Here is a 26774-nt window from a genome sequence, read left to right as displayed (position 1 = left end):
TTATCAGAAGATGATAATATAACGTTTTGTATCAATCTGAATGGATAGCCATGAAGCGATGTGTCATCGGCATATGTCAAGTTAATGGTTCGTGTTCTGTTCCCGATTGGTGCGAGCCACCCAGTATCTGGTTTCCGTCATTTGCGTCGCTGGCAGCCGTGCTCTCGGATGACAATCGTCGTCTGCTGCGTTTGATCCATGACAAGCAGCCCAAGTCTCTGACAGAGTTGGCAGCACTGAGCGGACGCAAACTGTCGAACCTGTCACGCACCTTGCGGTTGATGGCCGATTATGGACTGGTGTCGCTACAACGCAATGTCCGAGATGTTCAGCCCACCGTGTTGGCGATCGAATTTTTGGTTGTGCTGGATTGATGGCTATGAACACAAAAAGGAATGCAATGGCACGGATGTGGATGGTGCGCGGTGAAGGCGGCAGCCTGTACGATGCCTTTCGTGAGCGCGGCGTGGCCGCTGTGGGCTGGAATCAATTAGCGGCCCATGCTAAACCCGGTGTCGGGCGCAAGCAGCTAATCACCCTGTATCAGTCCGCCGAGCCTCAGGCAAAACAAGGCACAGTGGTGTCGGGTGCATCCCAGGTCTGGCGATTTGTCAACGACATCCAGAGTGGCGATTGGGTCATCACCTATTCACCAGCCAATCGTCTGTATTCAATTGGCAAGGTCATTGGCCCAGCCGAACATCATCCGGAGTGGGCCGAGCAAGGTATGCCGCTGGCGCGCAAGGTGCAGTGGCAAACGCAGGAACTACCGCGCGACAGCTTGGGCACCAGTACAAAAAACAGCCTGGGTTCCACCTTGACCCTGTTCGAGGTGCCGTCCGGCGCGGCAGCCGAAGTGCTTGCAGCACTGAAGGGTAAACCGATATCGGCGGCGGAAGATGAAGCCGAAGAAGTCATCGCCGACCCGCTGGCTGACATTGACTCCCAGGCATTGGAGCGCATCAAGGACCAGGTCAACGAACTCGACTGGGACGATATGCAGCAACTGGTCGCCGGCATCCTGCGCGCCATGGGCTACAAGACCCAGGTCTCGCCACCCGGTTCCGACCGGGGCAAGGATATCGTCGCCTCACCCGATGGCTTTGGCTTTGAACACCCGCGCATCGTCGTGGAGGTCAAACACCGCAAGGGGCAGATGGGCAGCCAGGAAATTCGTAGCTTCCTTGGTGGCCGCCACAAGGATGATCGTGGACTGTATGTCAGCACTGGCGGCTTCACCAAGGATGCCCAGTACGAAGCAGACCGGGCATCTATCCCCCTGGCGATGTGGACGCTGGATCATGTGGTGCGTGCCCTGATCGAGCACTACGATGCTACGGACGCCGAAACCAAACGCATCGTGCCACTGAAGCGGCTGTACTGGCCCGCGTGAGGTGGCAATGAAAGACATGAGCACGGAAATGCCACCTAAACCCTTCGTCAAGGTGAATACATATGGCACAAGCTGATACCTTGGTCGCCCTGGTAAAAGCAGCCAGCAGCGGCGACCAATCTTCTTTTCGAAAGTTGACCGAAGCCTTGATTCAAGAAGAACGCGGCAAAGGACACCGAATCCTAGCCGAGCGTCTGGAAAAGGCATTACGAGCGTCTGCTCATCAACCAACCTCGTTCCAGTCTTCCGTGACAACGGCGCGACCAACCCAGACAGGGGGTATCGCACCGAAAGATCTGATTGCCGAGTTAATACCAGAGCGTTCACTGGAAAGCTTGGTGCTTAGTGAGAGTATTCGCGGGCAGTTACGAGAAGTTGTCGAAGAGCAGCATCGTGCTGAGTTGCTGCATGCTCACGGCTTGAGCCCAAGGCATCGAATCTTACTGGCTGGGGCGCCAGGGAACGGTAAAACATCGGTTGCTGAAGCGTTGGCATTTGAATTGATGGTGCCGCTGATCGTTGTGCGCTATGAGTCGTTGATTGGCAGCTACCTGGGTGAAACTTCTATCCGCTTGAAAGCCTTGCTTGACTACGCTCGAACACGGCGCTGCGTGTTGCTCTTTGACGAATTCGAGACATTGGGCAAAGAGCGAGGTGACACTCATGAAACGGGGGAGATAAAGCGTGTCGTCAGTTCTTTGCTGCTTCAACTCGATGATCTTCCAGATTATGTCGTTGTCGTTGCTGCTAGCAATCACCCAGAACTCTTGGATAGAGCCGTTTGGCGACGCTTTCAGGTTCGACTGGAACTCCCCCTTCCCACACGCGCACAGTTGACTGCGTTCGTCGCCTCGATTAGCGAACGCGGCAAAGTCAATTTTGGCTTGGCACCTGAGACCATCGCGAAACGACTCTTAGGCCTCAGCTTTTCAGAGGTGGAAGAGTTCTGCCTGGGGGTAGTTCGGCGAGCGGTATTGGATCAATCAGTAGATAACGCTAAAACCATCGTTTTTTCCAGGCTGGAGCAATGGAAGAAACGGTTGAAACCTGCCAATAAAGACGCATCAGACGAATAAGGCACAAGGAGGGGAGATATGCCTGATGAGTACTTGCCGTTGCTGGTTTTTCCTGAAAAGCGAATTCTCCAGCCAGAAAAGGGCAACGGTTTTTCTCCGGGAAAACAGAATTTGCCCGGTCATGATGCCCAAGTAGCCCGTATTGGAAGACAGATCGAGCATCTGGAAGAAGACTTCGCACGCTATCAGGCCAGCCTGACTGGTGCACTGGCCGGGCTCGAACCTGAAATGGTCTTGGTCATCGAGATCGTTGGACGCCTGGACGACTTCCGACAAGCCGTTGAAGCTGCGGGCTTGGAGTGGCTAGGAGAGACGGAAATCGACGACCTGGAGGCTGAGGATGATGGTTTCCATGAGCGAGATGCTGCCGGTCAACCTGCAGTTAAGCCGCTGAGCGGTCGCATGTTTTTGGCCATGAGCAACATGGCGGGCATGCAAGAGATTCTCGCACTTTGGGAGCAATGGAAAGCTAATAAAAGCCTGCCCCACGGAAAAACAAAGTGGAAAGCCGTTTTCGAGCAATTGAACGTGTTGAGGCGCTGGGGTATTGAGGAGACATTGGTCGAAACAGGAATGATCGACCGCTGGCAGGACCTGCTTGAACCCCTCAACCCCGAAGAGAAAATACGATTTCAAATTGAGCTTTTCTACCGCAAGAGGGCTGAGAGGCGTCGAAATAATGAAGCAGCAATTCGTTCATTGCTTGAAGGCCTCGGAGGCCAAACGCTTTCGGAGTTCCTTGATATGCCTCAGATCGCATTCCATGCGGTCAAGGCCGAATTGCCTGCTCACGCCATTCAGTCGCTGCTCGATCAAGTAGCTGCGGATAGAACTGATATCGACATCGAACTGTTCAAATTCGCCGGCATCATGTATTTCCGCCCTACCGGGCAAAGCCTGGCGGTTTCTGGGGAGGGCGAGGGAGAGCCGGCTGCGTTCCCCGAAAGTGTCAGTGAACTTCCTCCTGTCGCAGCGCTCCTTGATGGCGCTCCCTTGCAATTGCATGAAGCGCTGAAAGACCGACTGCTGGTTGATGACACCTTTGGCTTGGAGGCCACTTATCAACCTGGCGAGCGTAAGCATGGCACCGCCATGGCTTCCTTAATTCTTCATGGGGATCGCAGCAATCCCGAGTCCGAACCGCTACCGCACAGACTGTATTGCATCCCGGTGATGCAGCCTGACCATCAGACACGCGAACATGATGAACATGTGCCGGATGAAGTTTTCTTTGAAGACCGCATCCAGATTGCCGTTCGGCGCATGTTCGAAGGCTCTGGCGACGTCCCCGCGCAAGCGCCTACGGTCAAGGTCATCAATCTTTCCATTGGTGATACAGCACGGGAATTTATCCACACGCCGAGTCCCTGGGCACGGTTGCTTGACTGGTTGGCCTACCGCCACCGCGTGCTGTTCTGCGTCAGCGCGGGCAACTACTGCGACGAAATTGATATCGGACTCAATCAACAGCAGTTCGCCGCTCTTTCTGATGTCGAAAAGATAAGCGCCACCGTCAAAGCGATATCAAATAGCCTGACCTCCCGGCGTCTGCTTTCGCCGGCAGAAGCGATGAACGCCATTACGGTAGGAGCTGCTCACGCCGATGATTCTGGAGATGCATATCCGCAATTTGGCCAGCGTGTCGATGTGCTGCCTTCACCAACACTGCTCAGCCCTGCCACCCGCCTGGGCTTTGGTTTTAAACGCTCCATAAAGCCTGACATCCTCATGCCCGGAGGTCGGCAACTCTACAATGCCCCTGTGCTGAATGGTTCTACCCAATACAGTGTCAACAACTCCATCGGTGCGCCAGGCCAAAAGGTCGCACTGGACAGCGAGCAGCAAGGCGTTTTGAACAAAGTAGCTTTCTGGCGTGGCACCAGCAATGCGACGGCCCTAGCCACACGAGGTGCGGTGCGGCTGTACGACATGCTGGACAGACTACGTAACGAGGAGGGGGAGGATATTCCCGAGACGTTGATGTCGGTGCTGATGAAGGCGCTACTGGTACATGGCGCTAAGCAAGACGACGCTGGCAAGCAACACATCGAACAAGCGCTGAAAGATGCGCGCAACTCTCGTCAGTTCAAACGAGTCATCACGCGCTACCTTGGCTATGGAGCCGTGGATATCGAGCGTGTGCTGACATGTACTGCCCAGCGAGCAACCGTTCTCGGCTGCGGAGAGATACGAGAAAACGAGGTGCATGAGTATGCCTTCCCTATCCCTCCCGGATTCTCTTCCCAAAAGATTTGGCGGCGGCTAATCGTGACCTTGGCTTGGCTGACACCGATCAATCCGGACCATCGCAATCTCCGGGAGGCCAAACTGACGCTAGAGCCCGGCGGGGGGAATTGGGCAAACCAAACTCTGGGTCTAGAGCGCCAAGACGGAGACTGGCGGCAGGTGGAGCGTGGCACCGTGCAGCATGAAGTGCTCGAAGGCAAGAAGCAGATCCAGGCCTTCGAGGATGGCGAGACCTTGCGCATTCGCGTCACCTGCAAAAAGGACGCAACTGCACGCCTCGATGCTGTCATTCCCTACGGGCTCGCTGTGACGTTGGAAGCGAAGGAAGACATTCCGATCTATCAGCAAGTCCGCGCCCGTATCAAGCAGCCGGTGCGTATTGCACCGGGCGTAGGGCGATGATCGCATAATGGTATGAAACATATAGAACAAGGCATTTGTACATGAAACCCATAGAACAACAATTCTTCAACGACTTGGAAAGAAAGCTCTGGACCGCTGCCGACAAGTTGCGATCCAACCTTGATGCAGCCGTGTACAAGCACATCGTGCTCGGGCTGATCTTCCTCAAATACATTTCCGATGCCTTCGAAGAACGGCAACGCGAACTGCGCGAACAGTTCACCGATCCAGACCATGACTACTACATGGACCCGGACGAATACGGTGGCGCGGGCACGCAGGAGTACGAAGAGAACATCGCCGCCGAGCTGGAAGTCCGCGACTACTACACCGAGAAGAACGTGTTCTGGGTGCCGGTGGAAGCACGCTGGCAAACCCTACGCGATTGCGCGCAACTGCCGCCCAAGGCAGCTCTGCCTTGGAATAAACCGGGCAAGGACGAGTCGGAGGAAATGCGCTCGGTCGGCTGGTTGATCGACAATGCCATGGAAGCTGTCGAGCGCGAGAACATCCGTCTGAAGAATGTGCTCAACAAGGACTTCGCCCGCGTGCAGCTCGACTCCAGCAAGCTGGCCGGGCTGATCAGCCACTTCTCGGATACAGACTTCAGTGCCAAGGAATACAAAGGCCAGCTGCTGGACCTGAAATCCAAGGACATCCTCGGCCACGTCTACGAATACTTCCTCGGCCAGTTCGCCCTGGCTGAAGGTAAGAAGGGTGGCCAGTATTACACGCCCAAGAGCATCGTCACCCTGATCGTGGAAATGCTCCAACCGTTCAAGGGTCGTGTCTATGACCCCGCCATGGGCTCTGGCGGTTTCTTCGTGCAGAGCGAGGAATTTGTCGAACGCCACACTGGGCAGATCAAGAACGGCAAACGCGATATCAGCGTCTACGGCCAGGAGAGCAACCCCACCACCTGGCGGTTGGCCGCCATGAACATGGCCATTCGCGGCATCGACTTCAACTTCGGCAGCGGCCCGGCGGACACTTTACTCGACGACCTACATCCGGATTTGCGTGCTGACTTCGTCATGGCCAATCCACCCTTCAACATGAAGGAATGGTGGAACGAAAAATTGGCAGCCGACCCGCGCTGGATCGCCGGCACGCCGCCGCCAAGCAACGCTAACTTTGCCTGGTTGCAGCACATGTTCTGGCATCTGGCGCCCACCGGCAGCATGGCATTGCTGCTGGCTAATGGCTCCATGAGCTCCAACACCAACAACGAAGGCGAAATCCGCAAGCGGCTAATCGAGGACGACTATGTGGAATGCATGGTTGCACTACCCGGCCAGCTGTTCACCAATACCCAGATCCCAGCCTGCATCTGGTTTTTGACCCGCGACAAGCAGAACGGCTTCGCGCTGGACAAGAAGAAGCGCGACCGGCGCGGTGAGCTCCTGTTTATCGACGCCCGCCAGTTGGGCTACATGAAAGACCGCGTACTACGCGATTTCACCTCGGACAACATCCAGAAAATCGCCGATACTTTCCATGCTTGGCAGCAGGGCGAGAGGTATGAAGATGTACCGGGCTTCTGCTACTCCGCCACGCTGAAAGACGTGCGCAAGCACGAGCATGTGCTCACGCCGGGGCGCTATGTGGGAGCAGAGGAGCAAGAAGATGACGGCGAGCCCTTTGCCGAAAAGATGCAGCGGCTGACCGCGCAACTGGCCGAGCAGTTTACGGAGAGTGCGAAGCTGGAGGCAGAGATCAAGAAGAATTTGGCAGGGCTGGGTTATGTCGTTGAAGACTGAATCGCTAGCATCAATGTGCGAGGCTGTCATTGATTGCCCGCATTCCACACCTGTTTGGTCAAAATCCGGCTATGTCGTACTGCGAAATAAAAACATTAAGGATGGCAGGCTAGATCTTTCCGAGCCGAGTTTTACCGACGGGGAGCACTTCAAACAACGCATTCGACGTATGGCTCCTCAGCCCGGCGACATTGTGATCACTCGCGAAGCCCCTATGGGAGAAGTCTGCAAAATTCCAGAAGGATTGACGTGCTGCCTCGGGCAACGACAAGTACTGCTACGACCCAAAGCTGATGTTGATGCGGACTACTTACTTTATGCGCTTCAGTCCCCATTCGTTCAGAACCAGATCCGATGGAATGAGGGAACAGGCTCAACGGTCAGCAATATTCGCATACCTGTCCTAGAAAAAATTGAGATTCCACGCCATGATCAGGCGGAAACGAGTATTGCGAAAGCACTTGGTTCGCTTGATTCGAAGATCGACCTCAATCGCCACATCAACCAAACCCTCGAAGCCATGGCGAAAGTCATCTTCAAATCTTGGTTTGTCGACTTTGACCCGGTCAAGGCCAAGATGGCTGCCATCGAACAAGGCCAAGACCCGCTGCGCGCCGCCATGTGCGCCATTAGCGGCAAAACCGATGCCGAACTTGACCAGATACCCCGCGAGCAACACGATCAACTCGCTACCACTGCCGCGCTTTTTCCCGAGACAATGGAAGAGTCGGAGTTAGGGGAGATTCCGCAGGGGTGGGAGGAAAAATCGCTAGATCAAATAGCTTCCTATTTGAATGGGCTTGCATTGCAAAAATTCCCCCCTGAAAGTGAAGATGAATACTTGTCAGTTATAAAGATTGCTCAGTTGCGCGCTGGATATGCGAGCGGAGCAGATCGTGCCTCAAAAAACATTAAACCCGAATACATCGTGCAAGATGGAGATGTTTTGTTTTCGTGGTCTGGTTCATTGGAGGTGGACGTATGGACGGGTGGAGTGGGAGCACTCAATCAACACCTGTTCAAAATCACATCGGAAAGCGTGCCGAAGTGGTTCTACTACTTCGCCACAAAGCACTATTTGCCGCAGTTCCGTGAAATAGCAGCAGATAAAGCCACAACTATGGGACATATTCAACGCAAGCATTTATCGGATGCAAAAACTGCAGTTCCCAAGCCTGATGTGATGAGAGCTGCTTCAGAAAATATTTCCCCTATATTTAATCAAGTTATTTCCCTGCGATTGCAGTCAGGGAAATTGGCCGACCTCCGCGACGCCCTCCTTCCAAAACTGCTTTCAGGGGAGCTAGCTATCGGCAAAATAGTTGGGCTTGCTGATACCACTGGAGCCATCTGATGGACATTAAGAAGCTCCGTGAGAACAAACTTATCGTCGACAAGATCGAGGAAGCTTTGCAGGCGGCGTACTCATCCAACGGGGACTTCAATGCCGTCTTGGATGAAGCGGAGCCTCTTGCGTTCAGGAGTTTGAAAGACCCCGAGCATCAATATGCCTACCCAATCAGCGAGGTGTTGTACTGGACAGATCGGGATGCTTATCTCGACGAACTTGATCAGTGGGAAGGCAGTTGTCAGATCAGTCAGCATGACGCTGCAATACGCTTCATTAAGCATTCGGATCAGGTGGCTGTGTTCCTCGATCTGGTAGATGCCGTTCGCTTAGCGCGAATTTCACCCTTTGTAGGAGCAGGTATATCAAAAGCGTGTGGCTACCCGATGTGGGGTGAAGCTCTACGCAAAATAGCGCAAAAGATTAATGGCGTGGGGGTCCAAGATATTGAGCCTTTGATGGCGCAATATGATTATCTGCAAGCTGCACAGCTGCTATACGAAGCAGCGGCAGATCAGGTGAAACACTTCATAAAAACGGAATTCCGTCAGCGGGCGGGCGCAATTGCAGGACCAGTTCTTTTACTACCCGAATTGGCACAAGGTTGTATCGTCACGACCAACTTCGACTCAATGATCGAAGATCTTTTCCAACAGCGTGGCCAGGCGTTGGATGGGTATATGTATGGAATGCAGCCTGGCAATGCTTTCGTTCAGCGTTTGCTGCGCGGTGAGCGCTGCATCTTAAAGCTGCATGGTGACGCGCGCCAAGATAACACATATGTCTTTACACAAGAGCAATACCGGATTGCCTACGGCGAGCCTTTTTCATTCCAAAATCAGTTGCCACGGGCACTGCGACAGATTTTCATCAGCCATTCCTTGTTGTTCCTAGGTTGCAGTTTGGAGCAGGACAAGACTCTTGATCTGTTCAAATCAGTCGTTGATGAGGCTGCATTCGAAATACCTGATCACTTCGCCCTACTCAATGAGCCGGCTACACCGCAAGAGCGAGCTCAAAAAGAGGCTCGATTACTACAACTGAAGATTCGGCCTATATGGTATTCAACATCTGTTGCTGACGATGGAAGCCATGATCACAGTTTGTTGGAACAAATTTTGAGGCTTGCTATTGCTGTGTCGCGCCGGCAAGTGGTATTTGAATGAGTCACTCAAACATAGGTTTTCCCATGGTAAATGAACAGCGGCTAGAAGAATTATGTTTGGAGTGGTTTCAAGCAATCGGCTGGCGTTTTGAATTCGGCCTCGATCTTGCTCCAGATGGCGAGCAGCCCGCACGCACCGATTACCGCCAAGTGGTGCTGCGCGAGCGCCTGCTGCTTGCGTTGGCCCGCATCAATCCGAGCATTCCTACCGCTGCTCTGGAACAGGCAGTGCATGAACTGTTGACGGCGAGCGAACCCCTGCGGATCACCCGCAACCGCCGTGTGCATCGATTGCTGCTGTCCGGCATCCCGGTCGAGTTCTCCAAAGGCGAGGAAAAGCGCAGCGATCTGGTCAACCTGATCGACTTCGCCAACCCACGCAACAATGATTTCCTGCTGGTCAGCCAGTTCACCGTGAGTGGCATCAAGCAGCCGCGCCGCCCCGATCTGGTGGCCTTCGTCAACGGCCTGCCGCTGGCGGTGATTGAGTTGAAGAACCCGGCCAACGAGCAGACCGACATCTGGGATGCCTTCAACCAGATCCAGACCTACAAGGATGAGATCAGCGACCTGTTCAACACCAATGTGGCGGTGGTGATCAGCGACGGTTTCACGGCGCGGCTGGGGTCACTCACGGCGAACCAGGAACGCATGCAACCCTGGCGGGCGATTTCCAACGAGGATGATCGGCCTCTGCTGGAGTTCGAGCTGGAAACACTAGTTCGCGGTTTCTTCGAGCCCGCGCTGTTTCTGGACTATGTGCGCCACTTTGTGTTGTTCGAGCAGGATGCCGACCAGATCATCAAGAAGATCGCGGGCTACCACCAGTTCCACGCGGCACGCGAAGCGGTGCAGGCGACGGTGATCGCCGCCAGCAGCCCGAACAAGGGCATGCTGGAGGTGCAGGAGCCGCGTGCCACCTATGGCAAGGAAGTACAACCCGGCAGCCGCAAGGCCGGCGTGGTGTGGCATACGCAGGGCTCGGGCAAAAGCATCACCATGGCCTGCTACGCCGGCAAACTGTTGCAGCAGCCGGAGATGAAGAATCCCACGCTGGTGGTGGTGACCGACCGCAACGATCTGGACGGGCAGTTATACGGCACCTTCTGTGCCGCCGAAGACCTGCTCAGGCAGATGCCCGTGCAGGCAGGCAGCCGCGAGGAACTGCGGGAGATGCTGGCCTCGCGTGAGGCGGGCGGCATCATCTTCACCACGGTGCAGAAGTTCGCTCTGCTGGACGATGAGGAACAGCACCCACTGCTGTCGGATCGCAGCAATATTGTGGTGATTTCCGACGAGGCGCACCGTAGCCAGTACGGTATGAAGGGGCGATTGGATACCAAGACCGGTAAGTACGTGTTCGGCTATGCCAAGCACATGCGTGACGCGCTGGCCAACGCTACCTTCATCGGTTTCACCGGCACGCCCATCGCCCTGGAAGACAAGGACACGCGGGCGGTGTTCGGCGACTATGTCAGCATTTACGACATCCAGGATGCGGTGGATGATGGCGCTACGGTGCCGATCTACTACGAAAGCCGCCTGGCCAAGCTGGACGTGAACCAGGCCGAGATCGACGCGCTCAATGCGCAGGTGGATGAAGTCATCGAGGACGAGGAGGACCTCACCGCCCGCGAAAAGACCAAGAGCGACTGGGCGGCGTTGACCAAGCTAGTTGGCGCCCAGCCACGGCTGGAGCAGGTGGCAGCGGATTTGGTGCGGCATTTCGAGACGCGCACGGCTACGCTGGAAGGCAAGGCAATGATCGTCTGCATGAGCCGCGACATCTGTGCCGAGCTATACAACGCCATTGTGGCCTTGCGCCCGGATTGGCATGAACACGACCCGGAAAAGGGCGCGATCAAGGTGGTGATGACTGGCTCGGCCGCGGACAAGCCGCTGCTGCAGCCGCACTTGTACAGCCAGCAAGTGAAGAAGCGCCTGGAAAAACGATTCAAGGACCCGGCGGATCCGCTGAAACTGGTGATCGTACGCGATATGTGGTTGACTGGTTTCGACGCGCCTTGCTGCCATACCATGTATGTGGACAAGCCCATGAAGGGCCACAACCTGATGCAGGCTATCGCCCGTGTGAACCGAGTGTTCCGCAATAAGCCCGGTGGCCTAGTGGTGGATTACATCGGCATCGCCAACGAGCTGAAAGCAGCGCTCAAGACCTACACCGAATCCAAGGGCAAGGGCGACCCGGCGCACAACGCGGCCGAAGCCCTGGCCGTGCTGCTGGAGAAGCTGGACATCGTGCGCGGGCTGATGCACGGCTTCGATTACAGCGGGTTCGAAACCGATGCGCTGCAACTGTTGGTGCCAGTGGCCAACCACATCCTGGGGCTGAAGGACGGCAAGCAGCGCTTCCTCGATGCCATGCTGGCCGTGAGCAAGGCGTTTTCCTTGTGCAGCACGTTGGACGAAGCCGCCGCCTTGCGCACGGAAATAGCCTTCTTCGCTGCCGTCAAGGCCGCCATCGTCAAGTTCACGACGGTGGATCGCAAGCGCACCAATGCGGACAAGAACAGCGCGCTCAAACAGATCCTGGACAACGCCATTGTGGCTGATGGGGTTGCAGATATCTTCGAACTGGCAGGTTTGGATAAACCAGATATCGGCCTGCTGTCAGATGAATTCCTGGAAGACGTGCGGCAGATGAAGAGCCGCAACCTGGCGGTGGAGTTGCTGGAAAAGCTGATGCGCGATGAGATCAGGGCGCGGGCACGCAACAACGTGGTGCAGGAGAAGAAGTATGGCGACCGCCTGCTGGAAACCCTGCGCAAGTACCACAACCGGGCGGTGGAGACGGCGCAGGTCGTCGAGGAACTGATTCAGATGGCCAAGGACTTCCAGGCGGCGCTGGAACGTGAAGCGGCGCTGGGGCTGAACCCAGACGAGGTCGCTTTCTATGATGCCTTGGCCAATAATGAAAGCGCGGTACGGGAGCTGGGCGACGATATTCTCAAGAAAATCGCTGTTGAGATCACCGAGAAGCTGCGCAATAGCACGACTGTGGATTGGCAGGTGCGTGAAAGCGTGCGTGCCAAGTTGCGGATTTTGGTGCGACGGACGCTGCAACGTTGGAAGTACCCCCCCGACAAACAGCCTGAGGCGGTTGAGTTGGTGCTTGAGCAGGCGGCTTTGTTGTCCAATGCCTGGTCGAAATGATCGGCATGGGTGTCACTATGAGACAGATAGCAGACGGCATGATGCCGCAGAGTCAACACATTGTTGCCTTTCTGTTTAACACGCTGCGCACACAAAGCAACCGTTGTATCGACACGTTGGCGCCACTGGTATGGCGCAATGAATCCACAATACCCACTCAATGTCGACAGCATTCAGGGATGGACGCGGCTATGGATGCTGATGTCCCCACGGCAGTTCACACATTCTTTGTGCTGCTGCGCCAGAGCACAAAGAATGTGGCCGCTGCGCTCGATTTCTGTAGAAATCAGGGGCTACGGCGTGGGGAAAATCGAATGACAGATGCGTCCATCCTCTCTGATTGGCATCGAGTTGCGGCCACGTGCCGTGCATGGTGCTGCCAGGCAAAAGATGTCCAACAGCGTGTTGGACAATTTGCATTCATGGCTACTATGTATGTAGACACAAAATATTCATTTATGGGAGGCCATTCATGCGTTCTGCAGCCCAGATAGAAGCCTTGCTGCCCGAGTTGGAGCTGTGCGTTGCGGATGACCTGGAAGACCAGGATCTCGACTTCAAACAATGGGATACGCAAAGCCGAGACAAGGCTGTGAAGACTTTGGTGCAAATGGCCGTGTGCATGGCTAATGGTGGCGGCGGCACAGTTGTGTTTGGTGTGGCTGATCGGGTGAAGGGGCGCGGTAGGGCGATTCTGGGTGTTCCACCGGAAATTGACACCAATATGCTCAAGGCGGCGGTCTACGATCAGACTGATCCGAAAATCATGCCTGTGTTTGAAGAGCTGCCGGTGTCGGAAGGCACCGGGCGCCTGTTGCTGATGCAGATTCATCCGGGCATGCCACCCTACACCGATAGCGCCGGTAAAGGCACCATCCGAATCGGTAAGGATTGCCAGCCTCTGACCGGCACACTGCGCCGCAAGATTGGCGTGGAAACAGGCGAGTCAGACTATACCGGCCAGCTTGTTGCTGAAGCCAATCCTCGGTTTCTGTCGGCGACCGCGCTGGAGGCCTTGCGGAATCAGGCGCGTCGGGAACGCGCACCCGACGAGCTTCTCAGGCTGGGTGATATAGAGCTTTTGCGTACCCTGGGTCTGATCAAGAACGGCAGCTTGACCCGGGCAGCGCTGCTCTTGGCGGGAACGGAGGAAGCGATTCGCGAATATGTGCCTGGCCACGGATGGACCTTTCTGCACATGGCCTCCGACACTGATTACGCCAATCGTGAAGACCGTGTCAGTGCGTTGCCCCTGGCGGTGCAGCGGCTGGAAGAGCTACTGTTGCCGTTCAACCCGATCACGACTTACAAGCAGGGCCTGTTCCACTACGAATATCGCACCTGGCCGGAAATTGCCTTGCGCGAGGCGCTGATGAACGCATTTTGTCACGCGGATCTGCGGATTGCGGGGCCGGTGATGGTAAAGCTGTACCGTGACCGGCTGGAGATCAGCAACAACGGCGGGTTTATCGCAGGTATTACGCCCGAGAATATCCTGCACCATCAGCCTGCGGCCCGGAACCCCCTGTTGGTAGAAGCGCTCACCCGTTTGCGTTTGGTCAACCGCAGCAATCTCGGCATCAACCGAATGTTTTCATCGTTGCTAGTGGAAGGCAAGGAGCCACCGGTGATTCGTGAGATCGGTGATTCTGTACTGGTCAGTTTTGCCAAGCGGGAGTTCGATGCTGCCATGCGCCTTTTTGTCGCCGAAGAAGCGGAGAAAGGCCATATTCTGGGCGTGGATGAACTGCTGTTATTGGGCCACTTGCGCCAGCATCCCGAGGTAGATACCGCAGCGGCTGCAGTTTTGTGCCAGCGTAGTGAAGCCGAAATCCGGGAACGTTTGTCCGGGATGGAGTCCAATGACTATGTCGAGCATGGGGGCACGGGCAGGGGGACTTATTGGTGTCTGTCACCGGCGCTGTATCGCCGATTGACGGGCGATGGGCAGAGCGAAAAACGTCGTCGTATCGATTGGGACGCGGCCAAGGTTCGTGTGCTCAGCATCCTGATGGAGCGTGTCAAGCGGGGCGAGCCCGGTTTGAGCAACCAGGAAATCCGGCAGATCACGCACTTCGACCGCAACCAGGTGTATCGCTTGATGGCGGAGCTTCGCCAGGAAAACCCAGGCGTGCAGCCGCCGGGGCGGGGCCAAGGAGCCCGATATGTATTCAAGCAATGATGGTTTCTATGCGTTCGAGCATGCAAATGAGCATTGATTTCGATGAATGCTTGTTTCAATGCTCATATATCATTGGTGAGCTTAGGCAAACATGAGGAAGCGATGTATTTCGAGAAACTCACACTGGAGAATTTTCGATCTTTTGAGCATGCGGAAATTCCGCTTTGTAGAGACTTGACGATTCTGGTTGGGGAGAACAATGGCGGCAAGAGCAATGCGATAGATGCCATCCGCTTGTTGACCATGCCTCTCGGCGGTCGGCGTGAGTTGTACTGTGAGCCTACGGATATTCGGTTTGGCGGCGCAGATCGTAAGTTCGAAATTATAGGAAATTTTACTGATCTTAGCCCTGGGCAACAGGGGCGTCTGATCACTGCAGCATCAGATCAGGCAATCTCCGGGTGTGTCTTTGGCTTGAAGTACGACGAGAGCACTGAAGTGGCCCCCTTTCATCAGACAGCCTGAAGGGGTTCGTAAGCTCTGATCCATAGTTTCTGGCTCAGGCTACCAACAGATTCTGCCCACCGGCAAAATACACATCATCTGGACTTTTCCTATCCAGCGCTTTGTGCGGGCGCTCTTTGTTGTATCAGTCGAAATAGCTCGAGAGTGCGCGGCGCAGCTCCCGTCCATCCTCGAAGGCGTTCAGGTAGACGCATTCGTATTTTACCGAGCGCCAGAGCCGCTCCACGAAGATATTGTCATAGCAGCGGCGGCGTCCATCCATGCTGATCTTCACCCCGTAGTCTTTGAGAACACCCGTGAATTCGTCGCTGGTGAACTGCGAGCCTTGATCCGTGTTGAAAATTTCCGGCGTGCCATAACGATGTAACGCCTCTTCGAGGGCATCCACGCAAAACGACGTCTCCATGGTGTTCGAGACGCGCCATGACAGGACTTTGCGCGTCGCCCAGTCGATGACCGCTGTCAGATACATGAAGCCGTGTGCCAGCGGAATATAACTGATGTCGGTAGCCCAGACCTGGTTGGGCCGGTTGTTAATGGCCAAATAAAATGACCCACTAATGGCCAATAATTTTGACCCACCTCCCGGGTGGCCATGAGGCCACAAACCGTATAGCGTTCCGACCCCGCAATGGCAGGTAGGAAGGAGCGCACAGATGAAGGAGTGGGTTGTGATTCACAAGATAAAAGGGATGTACGATCAGGGTCACGGGATGTCGATACGGGCCATCAGCGCCGAGCTGGGGATCTCGCGCAACACGGTGCGTAAGTACCTGCAGATGGACGAGACGCAGATCAGTGACAAGCAAGCCTATCAGTCACGCAGCAAATCGCTCGATACCTACCGGGATTACCTGGCCATTGAACTGAAGCGTTATCCGAAGCTCACGGCAGTGAAGCTTGCCCGACGCCTGCGCGCGAAGGTTGGCGATTTGGCTGTATCAGATCGCAGCATCCGGCGTTATGTACAGGACCTGAAGCAACAGGTCGCCTGCGGGCAACTGCGCTATTACGAGCCGGTTTTACAGACGGTGCCTGGCGTGCAGTGCCAGGTGGACCCGGGTGAACTGCGCGAGGTGCTGATTGGCGGCCAGGCACGCACGGTGCACTTTGTAGTGTTTGTCCTGTCGTATTCACGGCTGCTGTATGTGGGGCTGGCGTTCAAGGCGCTCGATACAGCAGCCTTCATCGAACTGCATGACCAAGCGATGCGCTACTTTGGCGGGGTACCAGAGGAGTGCATCTATGATCAGACCAAGCTGGTGGTTATCGACGAGCGCTACCGCGAACTGACTGTCAACGCGCGTTTCTATGAATACGCCACCCATGCCCGGTTTCGTATCCATGCCTGCGAGGGCTATGACCCCGAGAGCAAGGGCAAGGTCGAGGCAGGCGTCAAGTACGTCAAGACGGACTGCCTATATGGCGAGGAGTTTGCCAGCGAGCAGGCGCTGCGCGAACACCTCGCCCAATGGTTGGAGGACGTAGCCAATGCCCGGCTGCATGGCACCACAGGACAGATTCCGCGTGAACTTTTTGAGAAGGAAGAGCGCAAGCATTTGCGCCCTTACAACCCATCATTTGACTTGACCACCCAGTCGGCTGTCTGGCAGCGCCGCCGGGCAGACAAGACGGGGCTGATCTCGTGGCAGTCCAACAAATATTCTGTCCCGCTGGCCTGGCAGCGGGCCTATGTGGGCGTGGTCGAGCAAGATGGTGGCCTAGTTATTACAGACCTGGAATCTGGTTCTGTGATCGCCACCCATACCCTATGCGTCGGGCGCGGACAAATCGCCAAGAACAATCACCATTACCGCGACCATGCACAACGCATCACTGACTTGGAGCAGGAGATTGCCACCCTGATTCCATCGCCGGATGCTCAGGCCCTGTGCGCGACCCTGAAGCATACATCGCCACGGATCTATAAAGACCAGTTGGTGGCTGTCTGCAAGATGCTTCGCGTATACGCGAAGACAGACGCCGGGCTGATTGCCGCACTAGCTCGTCGGCCAAGTATGACGGCCACACAGCTGGAGCGTTATCTGCAAGCCAGTGCATCGGCACATGCCCGTGGGCGCACTGGCGCATTGTGGGAGTCCAGAGCGGATGGGGCTGAGCCGCTGGATCTGACCGTCTACGCCCAGGTTGGCCAACCGGGTGGCCAGGAGGTGGACCATGAGTGCGCTTGAGATAGCCCGCACCCAGTATCGTGCCCTGCGCCTGAATGCGATTGGCCACAACCTAGTGGATCTGGTCGCCCGGGCCGAGGCGGGAGAACTATCCTACCTGGACTTTGCCCACCTGCTAGCCGAGCACGAACTGGCCGAGCGTGCAAGCACACGTATTGAACGGCACCGCCGTGCATCGGGACTGCCTACCGGCAAATACCTGGAGGGGTTTGATTACCGTCACCAGACGACGATCAGCAAGCGCCAAGTCAACACATTGCTGGATTTCAGCTTCATTGACAATCGAGAGAACATCATATTCATTGGCCCTCCCGGCGTTGGCAAGACCCACCTGGCCATTGGCATTGGCCACAAGGCCGTGGCCAGTGGCTACAAGGTGTTGTTTCGCACTGCCTTGGATTTGGTCGAGGACTTGGAGTTGGCCGAGATGAAGGGGGAACTGAAAAAACGCATCAATCAGTTGGCCAAATTCGACCTGCTGGTAATCGACGAGCTGGGCTACCTACCCATGACACCGCAGGCCCGTTTCAACCTGTTCCAGTTGGTCAATACCCTGTATGAGTACCGGTCGATTATCTTGACTACTAACAAGGGGTTCGCTGACTGGGGGGCGTTCTTCCATCACGATAACGTGGCCATCCCCATCATCGACCGCATCATCCATCATTCCAACGTATTCATGCTGGGAGGAGAGAGCTACCGTTTAAGACAAAAAATGCCCGAATAGGGCTTAGGGGTGGGTCAATTTTATTGGCCAAAAGTGGGTCAAAATAAATGGCCATTGACACCGGTCGATGATCATCCCGCGCAGCAGGTACGGGTAGACCTTGTGCTCGGGATGTGGAACGCTGGTGTGCGGCCCCGGTGCCACAGCTTGTAGCCCCATCACTCCCATGAGGCGTTGCACGCGCTTGCGGTTGACCGCGTGGCCCTGCCGGTTCAGGTGGTTGCGCATCTGGCGGCTACCGTAAAACCACCAATATATAGCTGAGTCGGGGTTGACGCCTGATGTCTGGCGCCCCCAGGTGTTGCAAGTCGCCGAAGCCTTGCGGTTTGATCCAGTGCGCTTCGCTACGGTAGATGCCTGGCTTGCGTGTGCGCGTCAATTGCTCGCGCCGTGTTTGCCCGCCGATAGTGAGCAAACTATCAATCAGCGTTTGCGTCGGAATGTAGATATTGCCAATGTGCTGATCAACGCTCCCCTCACTGGGCATTCCGCCCATACTATTCACAGCGTGAAGGGAATGGAGTTTCCTGCGGTCTGTGTTGTGCTATCGTCGGCCACGGCGAAGGGCATCATGGACTCGCTCGTTGGCCAGACGGGGGCGGCTGATAATGAAGAGGTTCGCAAAATTTATGTTGGTGTCTCGCGTGCGCAAAGGTTACTGGTGATCGCGACCCCTAAATCTCAGGCTAAGCGGCTGGTGAGTTTGCTGCAATCGACGGGCGCTGAAGTTTCCGTCGAGAACCTGTAACGGACCAATGACGTCTTGTGCAAATGCTTGCGTGAGCATCAGAGGCGGAGTCCTGCCTAGATCTCGTTATTCAGAACCTGCCGCCCAGCACGCCAAGGCGCTATCTAAAAAGAAGCTATCACAGAAATGAGTATAAAAACGAGTACAAATAGTTATATTATTTATCAACGAGATACTTCGTTATTTTCCCTTCAACGTCTGACGGCTGAGAACTTTCACCGATCTGATTTGCTGTGAATCGGGGCTACACTGGCAGATCGTGTGCTAGCCCCTGATTCCCATGACGACATCCTTCACTCAAGCGCCAGCCCCCACCACCCTACAAGGCCATGGCGTGCGCCTGGTGCCTTTGTCTCTGGATCACATCCCCGGCCTGCGCATCGCTGCTGCCGATGGCGAGCTCTGGAATCTGCGGGTTACATCGGTGCCAGAACCTGCCGACACCGAGGCCTATGTCGCCACTGCCCTGCAAGGGCAGGCGGACGGCCATATGCTGCCGTTTGCCGTGCTGGCCGCCGACACCGGGGCGGTGCTGGGGACCACCCGCTATCACGATATTTTGCCTGCCGTGGCCAGACTGGAGATCGGCTACACCTGGTATGCGCAGTCCGTGCAGCGCACCCAGGTCAATACCGCCTGCAAGCTACTGCTGCTGCAGCATGCCTTCGATACGCTGGGGGCGGCGGTGGTGGGTTGGCGCACGGATAATTTCAACCTGGCATCGCAGCGGGCCATCGAACGCCTGGGGGCCAAGCGCGATGGCGCCATCCGCCACCATGCCTTGCGCCGGGATGGCACGGTGCGCGATACCGTGATGTACAGCCTGTTGGCGGGCGAATGGCCGGAAGTCCGCGCCCATTTGTTGTATAAGATGGCGCAACATTTGCCATAAGCCGTCCCATTTCATGTCCCTGCCTGCCGATCTGATCGAATTCCTGTCTTGTCCGACCCCTGCCGCCTGGGTGCAGGCCGCCCTGGAACAGCAGGATATTCTGCTGCTGGACCATCGCAACTGCGAATTGAAGGCGGCTGCCGCAGCCATGAGCCTGATCGCCCGTTATGGTCATCAGGACATGGACTTGTCCATGGCGCTCTCCAAACTGGCCCGCGAAGAACTGGTGCATCACGAACAGGTACTGCGTTTGCTGAAGCGCCGGGGCATCCCCCAGCGGCCTTTGACGGCCAGTCGCTATGCCGCAGGCCTGCGGACGGTGGTGCGTACGCACGAACCCGCAAAACTGATTGATTTGCTGATTGTCGGGGCCTTTATCGAGGCCCGGTCCTGTGAACGATTCGCCGCGCTGGTGCCGCATCTGGACGAAGAACTGGCTGCGTTCTATGCCGGTTTGCTGCAGTCTGAAAGCCGCCACTACCAAGGCTATCTGCGCTTTGCCCGGCGCTTTGGAGAAGCTGCAGACGTAGACCGCGCCATCGCCCGCATTCGCCGCCAGGAGCAACATCTGATCGAATCCCCCGACCCAGAATTTCGCTTTCACAGCGGCTGTCCATAAAGGGATAGAGGAAATGGGAGGAAACGGGGGAGGAAACGGGGTCAGACACCATTTTCCTCGGAAAATGGTGTCTGACCCCGTTTCCATGACCCCGTTTCCTCAGTGCAAATCCCGCGTATAGACGAATTTCGGCATGCTCCAGCGAAACCGCAGGGCCAGCAGCCGCAGGGACAGACCGATCAGCAGCGACCCGCCCACCACTATATTATGGTTCCAGGCCATCGCCAGACCGGCCAGATACAGCATTGCACTGACGATGGATACCGTGGCGTAGAGTTCGGCCCGAAACAGCAGCGGGACCTCGTTGCACAGCACGTCGCGCAGCACCCCGCCTACGCAGCCGGTAATCATGCCCGAGATGATTGCAATCCCCCAGGGCAGGCTCAGACCCAGGGCGATATCGACTCCGATGATGGTAAACACCACCAGACCGACCGCGTCCAGGAACAGAAACAGGCGGCTCAAGGAGTGCGCGAAGCGGGCAATGGCAATGGTGATCAGTGCGGCCCCGCCTGTGATCAGCAGGTAATAGGGGTGGGCGATCCAGGATAGCGGGTGGTGATTCAGCAATACGTCGCGCACCGATCCGCCGCCCAGGGCTGTGACGCAGCCCAGCATACAGACACCCAGCCAGTCCATTTCGCGCCGTCCAGCCGCCAGGGCAGCGGTCATGGCCTCGGCGGCGATGGCAATAAGGAACAGGACGTGGAGAAATTCACTGGTGATATCAGGGGCGGGCACGGCAAGGGCTTTGGATGATTTCGCTCATGATATCAGCCAGACGTCCGAGGCAGGTCACGGGGCCGTGTTTGCATGGCCGCGTGCTGTACGCTAGCGGGCAGTCAAGCGCAGTGGTGTGGCCTGACCGCGTTGTTGTACTGCCGGTGCTGTGCCTGTGTCGTCGTGTCCGGTCTGAAACACAGAGACGCTGTCGGCCAGTCGGTTTGCCTGTTCGCTGAGGGAATCTGCCGCTGCGGCCGCCTCTTCGACCAGGGCCGCGTTTTGTTGGGTGACCTGGTCCATTTGCATGACGGCCAGATTGATCTGGTCGATGCCGGTGGATTGCTCGTTGGAGGCTGCGGCAATTTCGCCCATGATGCTGGTGACGCGTTTGACGGCGGACAGGACCTCGACCATGATGGTGCCGGCTTCGCCCGCCTGACGGGTGCCTGCCTGGACTTCGTTAGAGGAAGTTTCGATCAAGTGCTTGATTTCGCGGGCGGCGTCGGCTGAGCGCTGGGCCAGGGCGCGAACCTCGGAGGCCACCACGGCAAAGCCGCGGCCTTGTTCGCCCGCGCGGGCAGCCTCGACGGCTGCATTCAAGGCCAGGATATTGGTCTGGAAGGCAATACTGTCAATCACCCCAATGATGTCGGTGATACGGCTGGAACTGTCGGCGATGCGCTGCATGGTGTCGACCATGCCTTCGACGGCGTGTTCGCCGTGCTGCGCCGTGTCCGAAGCGCCGGTGGCCAGCGCATTGGCCTGGCGGGCGTTGTCGGCATTCTGGCGCACCGTACTGGCCAGCTCTTCCATGCTCGCAGCGGTCTGTTGCAGGGATGCTGCCTGTTCTTCGGTGCGGCTGGACAGATCCGTATTGCCGACGGCGATCTCGTGGGCGCCCGTGTGGATCTCGCCCACGCTGTAGCGCACCTGGCGAATCATCTGGCGCAGGGCTTCCTGGGTGCTGTTCAGGCTATTGAGCAGCAAGTGGACTTCATTGTGGCTATTGGCCGGGCTATCGGGGATATCCTGGCTGAGATCCCCGGCACCCAGTCGCCGCATGCCGTTAACAACCGCATCCACCGGCGCCAGAGTATGACGCGCCAGCCAGAAAATTGCCGCGCCGATCAGCAAGGTACCCGCCAGCATCAGGGCCAGTTGAATCCACATCTGGCGGTTGCTGTCGGCCAGATAGCTGTCCATGGGCCCAAAGGCGTAAATCATCCAGTTCCAGTTCGGGATGGCTTTCCAGGATAGAAAAATGGGTTCGCCTTTGATCGTGACCTGCTCGGCCCCAATGGGTGCGCTGCGAAACGAGCTGTCCAGTACCGTAAAGTCGGCCGCTGGGTTGCTGGCGCTGAGTAAGTCCCCAGGTTTGCCGAACTGGCCCGCCACCCGTACCCAGTCTTTATTGTCATGGCTGGCGCGCAGCACAAACAGTTGGCCATACCCTGCGAGTTTGGTCTGGATCAGATCCTGCAGCACCGGGTCGATCTGTGCGCTGATGTCCAGTCGATTGATGATGCCGCCGTAGATCGCGCCACTGCTGTTTTTCAGGGGATTTGTGGTGACCAGATGCCATTTGTCGTTGACCAGCTCTGGGAGGTTGATCACGGCCCCGTTATCCAGAGCTATTGCGATCGGGTCGGCCGGGTCCAGCGTCTGGCCCAGCGCGTAGCCGGGCTGATCCTGATAGGCGCTGGCGATGCGCATCCAGCCGCGATCCGTGCGGGCATAGATTTCGGCGGTCATGCCGGTGACGCTGCGCATCAGCGTCTGGTCGCCATTCACTACCTTGTCGCCTGCTTTGAAGACCGGCATGCCGTTTTCCGTCTGGCCTGAGGGCGTGGGGGTGCCTCCCATGTAGCGCATCAGCACCGGATATAGAGATTGGTTGCGATTCTGGCCGATATTGAAGATCAGCTGCAAGGTGCGATCGTAGTCCTGCATGCCCATCTGATTGGCGGCGCTGACGTTGGCGATAGCAGTCTGCCGACTTTGCCAGGTGATGAGAGAGGCCAAAATGGCCATGACGACGATGGTGATCAGGGATGCGGCTAGAAACAGCTGGGTCGCCAGTGTGGCACGGGTCATCCTGCCTGTTTTTTGGGTTTTGGGCGCGTGCATAAGTGGGTCTCCCAGCGAATGAGTGCATCGGACGGGGATACGTGGTGGCGTGGCCCTGATCCCGGATATCGTAACCTTACCGGGATTATTGAAAAGGGTGGATGTCTTCCCTGAAATAGGGTTTATTTGCTCAGCCACATGAACTTGCGGCGTATCAGGGGAAATACCCATGCCTCTGGGCACGGGCTTGAAAATCAGACCGGCTATCCCCAACTAAGGTAGCAGTCTTCCTGCTGACCGGCCCAAGTGGCCGACAAGCAGAGAGTTTCGCGATATCAACCAATACACGTGTACGCACCATGAGCCAAACCGATACCCAAACGGCCGAAACCCTGGGCTTTCAGGCCGAAGTCAAACAGCTGCTGCATCTGATGATCCATTCCTTGTACAGCAACAAGGAAATCTTTTTGCGCGAGCTTGTGTCCAATGCTTCTGATGCCTGCGACAAGCTGCGCTTCGAGGCCATCGACCATCCCGATTTGCTGGAAACTGATAGCGAACTGCGCATTCAGGTCGAATTCGATCCATCCGCCCGCACCATCACCATTACCGATAATGGCATTGGCCTGTCGCGCGACGAGGCGATTGCCAATCTGGGCACGATTGCCAGGTCCGGCACCCGCGAGTTCTTTTCCCAGCTGACCGGCGACAAACAAAAAGACGCCCAACTGATTGGCCAGTTCGGCGTGGGCTTTTATTCTTCTTTTATCGTGGCCGACAAGGTCTCGGTCAGTAGCCGCCGCGCCGGTTTGCCGGCCACTGAGGGCGTGTTGTGGGAGTCCGATGGCCAGGGCGAATTCTCTATCTCCGCCATTGATCGCGAAGCTCGTGGCACCTCTGTCACCCTGACCTTGCGCGCCGACGAAGACGATTTTTTGTCGGGCTGGAAGCTGCGCGAGGTCCTGCGCCGTTATTCCGATCACATCTCTCTGCCTATTCAAATGAAAAAGGAAGAATGGGATGCGGAAAAATCCGAGCAAGTAAGCACGGACGAATGGGAAACCGTGAACCAGGCTAATGCCCTGTGGACGCGCTCCAAATCCGAGATTACCGACGAGCAATACCAGGAATTCTACAAGCACGTCGCCCATGATTTCGACGATCCGCTGGCGTGGACGCACAATCGTGTCGAAGGCCGCAGCGAGTACACGCAGCTGTTGTATGTGCCCAAACGCGCGCCGTTCGATTTGTATGATCGCGATGCCCGCCGTGGCGTCAAACTCTACATCAAGCGCGTCTTCATCATGGATGATGCCGAGCAACTGCTGCCGGCCTATCTGCGGTTTGTGCGCGGGGTGGTGGATTCCGCCGACCTGCCGCTGAATGTCTCACGCGAAATTCTGCAGGAAAGCCGCGATGTGCGCTCGATCCGCGAAGGCTGCGCCAAGCGCATCCTGGGCTTGCTGGATGATCTGGTCGAAAACAAACCTGATGAATACGCCGAATTCTGGGCTCAGTTCGGCCAGGTTCTGAAAGAAGGCATTGGCGAGGACCCCGCCAATAAGGACCGCATTGCCGGGCTGCTGCGCTTTGCCACCACGCATTCCGACAGCCCCGCCCAGACGGTGTCCTTGTCCAATTACATCAGCCGCATGAAAGACGGCCAGGACAAGATCTACTACCTGTCGGCGGATTCCTATGCCGCTGCGGCGCATAGCCCGCACCTGGAAGTTTTCCGCCGCAAGGGGCTGGAAGTTCTGCTGCTGTCGGATCGCGTGGACGAGTGGATGCTGTCCCATCTGCGCGAATTCGAAGGCAAATCGCTGGTCTCCGTCGCCAAGGGCGGCCTGGATCTGGACGCCCTGGCCGACGAGGAAGAAAAAAAGCAGCAAGCCGAAGCCGCCGAGGCCTTCAAGCCGACCATCGAGCGTCTGAAGACTGCCCTGGGTGATCGGGTCAAGGAAGTCCGCGCCACGGCTCGCCTGGTGGATTCGCCCGCCTGCGTCGTGGTGGACGAGAACGAACTCAGTCCGCATCTGCTGCGCATGCTGAAGGCGGCCGGCCAGGAAGCTCCTGACGTCAAACCGATTCTGGAGGTCAATCCACATCATGACTTGGTCAAGCGCATGGAAGCGCAGCCTGACGAAGCGTTTGGCGATTGGGCCGAACTGCTGCTGGATCAGGCCATGCTGGCCGAAGGCGCAGCGCTGAAAGACCCGGCTGCATTTGTGAAGCGGATGAATGGCTTGCTGTTGAAAGCCTGATTTCTACGAGGTAAGACAAAGTCCCGAGCCGGTGGCTCGGGACTTTGTCTTTGTGGATTCAAACTATGCTTCCGGCTAATTCTGAAATCTTGGACCCCGGCCCGTTTGTCTTATGGCCCGCAACTGTCCATAATCGGCTCTTGATGTCGTGCTATTGAATAGAATTGGAGCCGTATAGATGAAATCCCGCGCCGCTGTGGCCTTCGAGGCTGGTAAACCCCTGCAGATTGTTGAAATCGACGTGGAACCGCCCCGCAAAGGCGAGGTTCTGGTCAAAATCACCCATACCGGGGTCTGCCATACCGATGCGTTCACCCTCAGCGGGGACGACCCGGAAGGCGTCTTCCCCGCCGTGTTGGGGCACGAAGGCGCGGGGATCGTGGTGCAGGTGGGCGAAGGCGTCACCAGCGTAGCGCCCGGCGATCATGTCATCCCCTTGTATACCGCCGAATGCGGCGAATGCCTGTTCTGCAAATCCGGCAAGACCAACCTGTGCGTGGCCGTGCGGGCCACCCAGGGCAAGGGCCTGATGCCGGATGGCACTACACGGTTTTCCTATCAGGGTCAGCCCATTTACCACTATATGGGCTGCTCTACCTTCAGCGAATATACGGTGGTGGCCGAGGTCTCACTGGCCAAGATCGATCCCACTGCCAACCCCGAACAGGTGTGTTTGCTGGGCTGCGGCGTGACCACCGGCATCGGTGCCGTGCGCAACACGGCCAAGGTCCAACCCGGCGATACTGTGGCAGTCTTCGGGCTGGGCGGCATCGGTCTGGCCGTGGTGCAGGGCGCCCGTCAGGCAGGGGCGGGGCGCATTATCGCCGTCGATACCAACCCGGATAAGTTCGCCCTGGCCAAAGTCTTTGGTGCCACCGACTGCGTCAATCCCAAGGACCATGCCGAACCCATCCAGCAGGTCATCGTCGGCATGACCGACTGGGGCGTGGATCACAGCTTCGAGTGCATCGGCAATGTGAATGTCATGCGCGCCGCCCTGGAATCCGCCCATCGGGGCTGGGGCCAGTCCATCATCATCGGCGTGGCGGGCGCCGGTCAGGAAATCTTCACCCGTCCTTTCCAACTGGTCACCGGCCGATCCTGGCGCGGCACGGCATTTGGCGGGGTCAAAGGCCGTTCCCAACTACCCGGCATGGTGCAGGAAGCCATGCGCGGCGACATCGATCTGGCTCCGTTCGTCACTCATACCATGGGGCTGACCGACATCAATCATGCCTTTGACCTGATGCACCAGGGAAAATCCATCCGCTCGGTCGTGCACTACCAAAACGACCCTCAATAACGCCGTCGCGCGTCTTGAGCGCAGTCC

At 56.8% G+C, this 26774-nt stretch carries 19 protein-coding genes and 2 pseudogenes; 17 read left to right on the top strand and 4 right to left on the bottom strand.

The features are described 5' to 3' along the window. Positions 1-50 precede the first annotated feature (50 nt). The 10 genes from VDP81_RS05295 to VDP81_RS05250 all read left to right on the top strand — a co-directional run bounded on the left by VDP81_RS05295 (position 51) and on the right by VDP81_RS05250 (position 15212). Positions 51-374 carry a helix-turn-helix domain-containing protein gene (locus VDP81_RS05295; RefSeq protein ID WP_323011752.1) on the top strand — a complete coding sequence of 108 codons (324 nt, stop codon included), beginning with the start codon at positions 51-53 and terminating at the stop codon, positions 372-374. Positions 375-400: 26 nt separating this feature from the next. Continuing rightward, on the top strand, positions 401-1393 hold the full coding sequence (locus tag VDP81_RS05290; protein ID WP_323011751.1) for a restriction endonuclease: 993 nt from the start codon (positions 401-403) through the stop codon (positions 1391-1393). A 62-nt stretch (positions 1394-1455) separates the two neighbouring features. Continuing rightward, entirely contained in the window at positions 1456-2469 is a 1014-nt protein-coding gene (locus tag VDP81_RS05285; RefSeq protein WP_323011750.1) for an ATP-binding protein, read from the top strand. Positions 2470-2487: 18 nt separating this feature from the next. After that, complete coding sequence (locus VDP81_RS05280) at positions 2488-5118, top strand: S8 family peptidase (protein ID WP_323011749.1); 2631 nt, start codon at positions 2488-2490, stop codon at positions 5116-5118. A 41-nt stretch (positions 5119-5159) separates the two neighbouring features. Continuing rightward, positions 5160-6878 (top strand): class I SAM-dependent DNA methyltransferase, encoded by a 1719-nt coding sequence (locus tag VDP81_RS05275; RefSeq protein WP_323011748.1) that lies wholly within the window; start codon positions 5160-5162, stop codon positions 6876-6878. Then, on the top strand, positions 6862-8232 hold the full coding sequence (locus VDP81_RS05270; protein ID WP_323011747.1) for a restriction endonuclease subunit S: 1371 nt from the start codon (positions 6862-6864) through the stop codon (positions 8230-8232). Before VDP81_RS05275 ends, VDP81_RS05270 begins: the two co-directional genes overlap by 17 nt. Next, a complete protein-coding gene (locus VDP81_RS05265) occupies positions 8232-9392 on the top strand; it encodes an SIR2 family protein (protein ID WP_323011746.1) in 1161 nt (386 codons plus the stop codon). The genes VDP81_RS05270 and VDP81_RS05265 overlap by 1 nt, the downstream gene beginning before the upstream one ends. Before the next feature lie 23 nt (positions 9393-9415). Then, on the top strand, positions 9416-12565 hold the full coding sequence (locus VDP81_RS05260; RefSeq protein WP_323011745.1) for a type I restriction endonuclease subunit R: 3150 nt from the start codon (positions 9416-9418) through the stop codon (positions 12563-12565). A 370-nt stretch (positions 12566-12935) separates the two neighbouring features. Continuing rightward, positions 12936-14747, top strand: coding sequence for an RNA-binding domain-containing protein (locus tag VDP81_RS05255; protein WP_323011744.1), 1812 nt, complete (start codon positions 12936-12938; stop codon positions 14745-14747). Between the two features lie 42 nt (positions 14748-14789). Further along, positions 14790-15212, top strand: coding sequence for an AAA family ATPase (locus tag VDP81_RS05250; RefSeq protein WP_323011743.1), 423 nt, complete (start codon positions 14790-14792; stop codon positions 15210-15212). 34 nt (positions 15213-15246) lie between these two features. Here VDP81_RS05250 and VDP81_RS05245 read toward each other — a convergent pair. Then, positions 15247-15741: pseudogene (locus VDP81_RS05245) on the bottom strand (IS3 family transposase); the annotation flags it as partial. Positions 15742-15883: 142 nt separating this feature from the next. Here VDP81_RS05245 and istA point away from each other — a divergent pair. Next, entirely contained in the window at positions 15884-17404 is a 1521-nt protein-coding gene (gene istA / locus VDP81_RS05240) for an IS21 family transposase (protein ID WP_323012395.1), read from the top strand. Next, positions 17391-18131 carry an IS21-like element helper ATPase IstB gene (gene istB / locus VDP81_RS05235; RefSeq protein ID WP_323011742.1) on the top strand — a complete coding sequence of 247 codons (741 nt, stop codon included), beginning with the start codon at positions 17391-17393 and terminating at the stop codon, positions 18129-18131. The genes istA and istB overlap by 14 nt, the downstream gene beginning before the upstream one ends. 60 nt (positions 18132-18191) lie before the next feature. Here the strand turns inward: istB and VDP81_RS05230 are convergent. Then, positions 18192-18377 (bottom strand): annotated as a pseudogene (locus VDP81_RS05230) (IS3 family transposase); the annotation flags it as partial. 52 nt (positions 18378-18429) lie between these two features. Here VDP81_RS05230 and VDP81_RS05225 point away from each other — a divergent pair. The 3 genes from VDP81_RS05225 (at position 18430) to VDP81_RS05215 (ending at position 20390) form a co-directional block, all read left to right on the top strand. Next, entirely contained in the window at positions 18430-18879 is a 450-nt protein-coding gene (locus VDP81_RS05225; protein WP_323011741.1) for a 3'-5' exonuclease, read from the top strand. A 280-nt stretch (positions 18880-19159) separates the two neighbouring features. Beyond that, positions 19160-19771 (top strand): GNAT family protein, encoded by a 612-nt coding sequence (locus tag VDP81_RS05220; protein ID WP_323011740.1) that lies wholly within the window; start codon positions 19160-19162, stop codon positions 19769-19771. A 13-nt stretch (positions 19772-19784) separates the two neighbouring features. Next, the gene (locus VDP81_RS05215; RefSeq protein ID WP_322996708.1) at positions 19785-20390 is read left to right on the top strand and encodes a tRNA-(ms[2]io[6]A)-hydroxylase; all 606 of its coding nucleotides are present in this window, start codon (positions 19785-19787) and stop codon (positions 20388-20390) included. 99 nt (positions 20391-20489) lie between these two features. On the opposite strand, the gene VDP81_RS05210 is transcribed toward VDP81_RS05215, so the two are convergent. Both VDP81_RS05210 and VDP81_RS05205 read right to left on the bottom strand, forming a co-directional pair. Further along, complete coding sequence (locus VDP81_RS05210) at positions 20490-21131, bottom strand: trimeric intracellular cation channel family protein (RefSeq protein ID WP_322996709.1); 642 nt, start codon at positions 21129-21131, stop codon at positions 20490-20492. Positions 21132-21221: 90 nt separating this feature from the next. Continuing rightward, positions 21222-23240 (bottom strand): methyl-accepting chemotaxis protein, encoded by a 2019-nt coding sequence (locus tag VDP81_RS05205; protein WP_323011739.1) that lies wholly within the window; start codon positions 23238-23240, stop codon positions 21222-21224. Positions 23241-23539: 299 nt separating this feature from the next. Here VDP81_RS05205 and htpG point away from each other — a divergent pair, with 299 nt between their 5' ends. Further along, positions 23540-25444 carry a molecular chaperone HtpG gene (gene htpG, locus VDP81_RS05200; protein ID WP_323011738.1) on the top strand — a complete coding sequence of 635 codons (1905 nt, stop codon included), beginning with the start codon at positions 23540-23542 and terminating at the stop codon, positions 25442-25444. A gap of 178 nt (positions 25445-25622) precedes the next feature. Beyond that, on the top strand, positions 25623-26747 hold the full coding sequence (locus VDP81_RS05195) for an S-(hydroxymethyl)glutathione dehydrogenase/class III alcohol dehydrogenase (protein ID WP_323011737.1): 1125 nt from the start codon (positions 25623-25625) through the stop codon (positions 26745-26747). Positions 26748-26774: the final 27 nt, after the last annotated feature.

Source organism: Castellaniella sp., assembly GCF_034675845.1.
Classification (GTDB): domain Bacteria; phylum Pseudomonadota; class Gammaproteobacteria; order Burkholderiales; family Burkholderiaceae_B; genus Castellaniella.
The sequence above is the reverse complement of the archived record's forward strand: the minus strand, read 5'-3'. Positions and strand labels throughout refer to the sequence as shown.

Bases quoted from the DNA above. Each gene is read 5' to 3' on its own strand.
- VDP81_RS05295 (WP_323011752.1), top strand. From the start codon at position 51: ATGAAGCGATGTGTCATCGGCATATGTCAAGTTAATGGTTCGTGTTCT.
- VDP81_RS05290 (WP_323011751.1), top strand. From the start codon at position 401: ATGGCACGGATGTGGATGGTGCGCGGTGAAGGCGGCAGCCTGTACGAT.
- VDP81_RS05285 (WP_323011750.1), top strand. From the start codon at position 1,456: ATGGCACAAGCTGATACCTTGGTCGCCCTGGTAAAAGCAGCCAGCAGC.
- VDP81_RS05280 (WP_323011749.1), top strand. From the start codon at position 2,488: ATGCCTGATGAGTACTTGCCGTTGCTGGTTTTTCCTGAAAAGCGAATT.
- VDP81_RS05275 (WP_323011748.1), top strand. From the start codon at position 5,160: ATGAAACCCATAGAACAACAATTCTTCAACGACTTGGAAAGAAAGCTC.
- VDP81_RS05270 (WP_323011747.1), top strand. From the start codon at position 6,862: ATGTCGTTGAAGACTGAATCGCTAGCATCAATGTGCGAGGCTGTCATT.
- VDP81_RS05265 (WP_323011746.1), top strand. From the start codon at position 8,232: ATGGACATTAAGAAGCTCCGTGAGAACAAACTTATCGTCGACAAGATC.
- VDP81_RS05260 (WP_323011745.1), top strand. From the start codon at position 9,416: ATGGTAAATGAACAGCGGCTAGAAGAATTATGTTTGGAGTGGTTTCAA.
- VDP81_RS05255 (WP_323011744.1), top strand. From the start codon at position 12,936: ATGGTGCTGCCAGGCAAAAGATGTCCAACAGCGTGTTGGACAATTTGC.
- VDP81_RS05250 (WP_323011743.1), top strand. From the start codon at position 14,790: ATGAATGCTTGTTTCAATGCTCATATATCATTGGTGAGCTTAGGCAAA.
- istB (WP_323011742.1), top strand. From the start codon at position 17,391: ATGAGTGCGCTTGAGATAGCCCGCACCCAGTATCGTGCCCTGCGCCTG.
- VDP81_RS05220 (WP_323011740.1), top strand. From the start codon at position 19,160: ATGACGACATCCTTCACTCAAGCGCCAGCCCCCACCACCCTACAAGGC.
- VDP81_RS05215 (WP_322996708.1), top strand. From the start codon at position 19,785: ATGTCCCTGCCTGCCGATCTGATCGAATTCCTGTCTTGTCCGACCCCT.
- VDP81_RS05205 (WP_323011739.1), bottom strand. From the start codon at position 23,240: ATGCACGCGCCCAAAACCCAAAAAACAGGCAGGATGACCCGTGCCACA.
- htpG (WP_323011738.1), top strand. From the start codon at position 23,540: ATGAGCCAAACCGATACCCAAACGGCCGAAACCCTGGGCTTTCAGGCC.
- VDP81_RS05195 (WP_323011737.1), top strand. From the start codon at position 25,623: ATGAAATCCCGCGCCGCTGTGGCCTTCGAGGCTGGTAAACCCCTGCAG.